This window comes from Paenibacillus whitsoniae, assembly GCF_003955665.1.
In the GTDB taxonomy this organism is placed as follows: Bacteria; Bacillota; Bacilli; order Paenibacillales; family NBRC-103111; genus Paenibacillus_E; species Paenibacillus_E whitsoniae.
This window is the reverse complement of record NZ_RXHU01000058.1, coordinates 1-4,557: the sequence shown is the minus strand read 5'-3', so window position 1 is coordinate 4,557 and position 4,557 is coordinate 1. Positions and strand designations below refer to the sequence as shown.

3 protein-coding genes are annotated in these 4,557 nt (G+C 52.7%); all 3 read right to left on the bottom strand.

Annotated features, from left to right (window positions below; translation table 11 throughout):
* Window positions 1-831, bottom strand: an 831-nt coding sequence (locus EJQ19_RS19340; RefSeq protein ID WP_164716632.1) for a glycosyltransferase family 2 protein, incomplete at its 3' end; no start/stop codon positions are given.
* A 63-nt stretch (window positions 832-894) separates the two neighbouring features.
* Window positions 895-2,064: a HEAT repeat domain-containing protein gene (locus EJQ19_RS19335; protein WP_126142882.1), complete on the bottom strand. Its 1,170-nt coding sequence runs from the start codon at window positions 2,062-2,064 to the stop codon at window positions 895-897.
* Between the two features lie 20 nt (window positions 2,065-2,084).
* The gene (locus EJQ19_RS19330; protein ID WP_126142883.1) at window positions 2,085-4,322 is read right to left on the bottom strand and encodes a hypothetical protein; all 2,238 of its coding nucleotides are present in this window, start codon (window positions 4,320-4,322) and stop codon (window positions 2,085-2,087) included.
* Window positions 4,323-4,557 lie beyond the last annotated feature (235 nt).

Here is a 4,557-nt window from a genome sequence, read left to right as displayed (position 1 = left end):
GTTCATATCCTCACCGGGGTAGCCGCCACGGTAACCGCCGACAGCGATGACCTTTTCCTTTTGAAACACGCCGAAAGCTCCCGAAATAATAATGAGGCCATTGACCGCGCTCCAGCCGATTCTGCCACCGAGAAAAGCTTTCGTATATTCAACGTGCTGCAGGGCCGGCAGCAGCTTGCGGGGAAATTGCACATCCTTCACAATGCCGTCTTCCACGGTACAGCTGTTCACGATGCGAACATTGCCGCCAACGGCGATCGTCTCCTCGGGGTTCTCCATGTAAACCCGGGCAATGCGCGTCAGCGCATCCTTTTCAAGCAAAGAGTCCGCATCAATCGTGGAAATCAAATCATAGTGGGAAAGGTTGATGCCTGCATTCAGCGAATCCGCCTTCCCTCCATTTTCTTTATCTATGAAAAAAAGATTGGGATACTCGGGATTATGGTACACCCCTCTGATTTTTCCCGTTTTAATGGAACTGGACTGCACCGGGTGAATCCGCTCCAGCTTGAATTCTTCCAGCATGCACTTCAAAGTCCCGTCCTGCGAGCCGTCATTGACGACGATCACCTCATATTCCGCATAATTGAGCGCCAGCAGCGACCTGACGTTCTCAATAATCGTTAACTCCTCGTTATAGGCCGGCACCAACAGGGACACCGGCGGGAGCTGGCTGGAACTGGACAGCTTTTGAATCCGATTGTACTGAATGCCCCGCTTCATCGCGAAAATATGCCGGATCGAGAAGCCGAAGATACAGTAATAGAGCAGTGTGACGAGAACCACGTAGAAGAGCGCGGCGTAGCTGTAATAGAACAGAAACTCCCTCAGCCCTTTCAGGAATGAGTCCAACACCGCTTGATAGCCAAAAACCCACATGTTTACGCAACCCTCCTATACGACACGATATAACCGTGCAGCTTTTCGAAATATTTTGTCATACGTGTACATCAACGTATTATATTGCGTGAGCTTATCCCAATTGTGCAGCTGCATAGACAAATGCTTGAGTTCATCGTCGATCAGCTGCTGCATGAACTGTCCGCGTTCCGTCCCTTGAGCCGCTGCCGCCCGCTCACAAAGCGCTGCCATCCCTTCTTCTCCCATGCGGAGCAGCCCCTTGCCTGACGCATACACGATGCGTTGATCGGCGTCGCCCAGACTGGCTGTCATCGCCTCGACGTAAGCCGGGTTTCGGATGTCGGCCAACGCCTCTATCGTCAATCGGCGAATGTCCAGGTTGGGATGACTCAGCAGCTTGCTAACGACATTTCTAGGCAAAAGACGGGAGCTTTTCAGGTACAAACCCACCGCTTGGATCTGAATGTCTTCCTGCTCGGCATCCATGAGACGGAAAACCGCAGAGGCCGCGGCTGGATCGGTGTAACCCGTAAGCCCGGTCAGCCCAATCCGCACGTAGGCCAGGTTCTTATGACTCACATAGCCCGTGTACAAGGAAGCGGCATCTACGTCCGATTCCCCGATCATATCGACAATCAGCTCGTAGCATTTCTTGTTATGCCCAAGCACAATCTGCACCATGGCCTCGAGATCCTGCTGACCGCGGGCACACTTGGCGACAGCTCGGGCGACGACAAACAACGCCGAATTGAGCCCATGCTCTTTTAACATATCCAGTAACGCCGGCGCCGCCTCCTTCACCCGCATGCAGCCCAAGTGATACGCGGCATCCAGTTTCACCCGATAAGATCGGCTGCTTAAGCGCTCCAGATGGCGATGCACGAGCCCTAGATCTAGGCACAGCTGCATCAGCTTGCGCCGCTGTTCGCCCGAGAAAATGTCCATCATATCATTCAGCCTCTCCTGCATCGCCTCTCTTTCCACCGCGTTCATCGTCCAGGGAGGCGTCCTTAGCGGCTCCATCCCATCCAGATTGGCTTGCACATAAGTCAGGTAATCCTTAAACTTCGTTTGGAAGCGGTCGTTCAGCTTTCGCCTTCTTATACTTCGCAACTTAATGGCATAAATGATGCCGATACAAACCAGGTTAAAAGCCAAAATGATATATAACGCCTGTATGGCTGCATTCAGATTGGTGTACACGCCTGCACTCTCCTCTTTTTTCAGCTCCCCGGTTGTTGGGTAGGGGTAACGGGTCCATGGATCTGCTGCAACGCCTCTTTCATGATGTAGTAGCTTTGTTTCGGTCGTTCCACATAATTCACCTTATCTTCCCAGCCCTGCCACGTGTACAGCGGCATCGCGGACACTTGCACCGGCTGCGCCGGTGCCGAGCCCTCCCGTCCAACGACCTGATCATTCTTCACAATCCAAGGAACAAAACGAACGCCTTTCACATGCGTCACTTCGAATTTGTTCTTGCTCTGGGGCATGTAGTTGATCACGCTCAGCGAACTGGGATCGCTGAATCCCAGCAGCATCCACGGGATGCGCATTTCGAGCACCTGCCCTTGCACCTGCCACATCGCCTTCGAATTGTAGTCGGGACGCGACGGATCACTGTAGCCTCTCTCTAAAATACCCACATCCACATCCCCGAAGGGGTGATTCACCCGGGAATCGGGATATTCCAACAGATAATTAACCGCCAGCTTCCAAGGCTTGAAAATCCCCGAATCATCCTGCTTCTCCTTCGGATCGATATCCGGCAATCCGGAACGCTCATACAGCCGGGCATGAATATCGTAATTCGAAGCGATCGTCATGCGGCTTTTCTTGTCATCCGACAATTGGATTAATGTTTCCAAGCCTTCATCCAGCGTCATGCCGTGAAGCTCCGGTCCATGGCGATTGCCGCCGGGCAGCGTATCTGTCCCGAAATAGATACTTTCTTTCGACGGATCAAACGGCTCCGATAGCTTGGCCATCACGTACAGATAGCCTTCGTCATGCGTCGCCCAAATCTCCTCAAAGCCCGGAGCCTGCACATCGAGCTTCTTCTTGTCCTTCAGCTTGTTCCAATCCGCGGCGTCCCCGTCGATGTGAATCGCTTCGTCTTTGCCCGGGAACATTCCGAGTACCCCGAAAAAGGACTCATTCGTCAGCGTGTTATACCAGTACGCCCGGCGGTCCGCTTCATCGTAGCGCTGCGTGTTCCACGTCTTCTTGAACCATTCATCCTGCCACGTGAACAAAATCGCCCCGGCGTAGCCGGACCCGTGAATCTCCTGCAGCAAGTCCGCATCGATCTCTCCCTGCTGCTGCTCGCTATGACCGCCTTGATCGCGGCCGAGCGTGCCCAAGTGAGCTACGCCCAAGGAAGCCGGCACGCCATATTCCGTCACCATCACCGGTATATTAGGGTGCGCTGCTTTCAACTTATTCAGGTAAGTGAGGTAACTATCCGGCTCCCCTTTGCTGTTCGTCATCTCCTGAAACGACTTATCAAAGGCAAAGAAATCCGGATAATACGGATACACGTGGTACGAGGCAAAATAGCCCGCCTCCCAATCCGCCGCCTCAATATGCGTGGGATCGACACTCACCAGATCCTCCTCAACCAACGGCTCGCCCGGATGCGCGATCGGATCCGTCGTCACCCAGTTGGCGAACGCCATCGGATGCTGCCAGCCATACTGAACCTCCGTTTGCGCCGCCGTGTCGACCATCAAGGCCAGCCACTTTTCAAAAGCGTTCGCACCCGGTTTATTCCGAAAATATTTTCCCGCGTAGTCTGGGGTGTCCGCATGCGCATCATTGGTTCCCTTCACCATCTTCGGGTCCCACTCCGTGCCGACAATCCAGCCCATCAGATACGGACCTGCATTGTATTTGTAGACACCTCCCGCTTTCCCCGAATGCGGCTCAGGTGTGAGCGTCGTCTTGCCATAAACCGCCGCAACCGCGTCTTTAATCTCTTGCTCGAACTTCGACTTGATCTTAGGATCGAAAGCATCCTGCCCTTCAATCAGCTGTTCCTCCGGGCTCCAAATGCCCTGAAGGAAGAAAAGCGGATCCTTCTGATGCTTCATGTTGTATTTGGCGAGCGCCTCGTAAAACTCCGGCATCATGATCGTATACACACGGATCACATTCGCCCCCATGTCCTGGATCATGCCAAACCATCGCGCATAGTCATCCTGCGAAATAGCCAGCTCCCCCGGAAAATGCCCCGGGATCGTCGCCCCCATATTGATCCCCTTCGCAAAATAGGGCTGCCAGGCCTCATTCGTATATTCCTCTACATTCGTTCCTTCTGTCTTGAACTTCACATGTATGCCGCTAGCCAACGTCGTGCTTTCAATTCTGACCAAAAGCGGCCGCACCCAATAATAAAACGCACCCGCGACAATCGCTACGAAAAAACCGATCTTTATCAACAATTTAAGCCGCTTGCGCATCCGATTCACCTTCGATAATTTGCTCAATTCTTCTGTCTATTGCCATGGTACGACAGGAAAGTGCAATTGTCTGTTTTCTAAGTGTTAAACATTGTGAGCAAATTTAGTGGGATGTGTTCGATCTTTGAATTGTGTTATCGGAGATTGAAAAGAGTGTGATCGAATTGTTAAAAGGGGATAAGATTGTGTAAATTGGGGGGGGCTGTCTCTTATACACATCTCCGAGCCCACGAGA

Coding starts and splice junctions, on each gene's coding strand:
- EJQ19_RS19330 (WP_126142883.1), bottom strand. CDS start 4,322: ATGCGCAAGCGGCTTAAATTGTTGATAAAGATCGGTTTTTTCGTAGCG.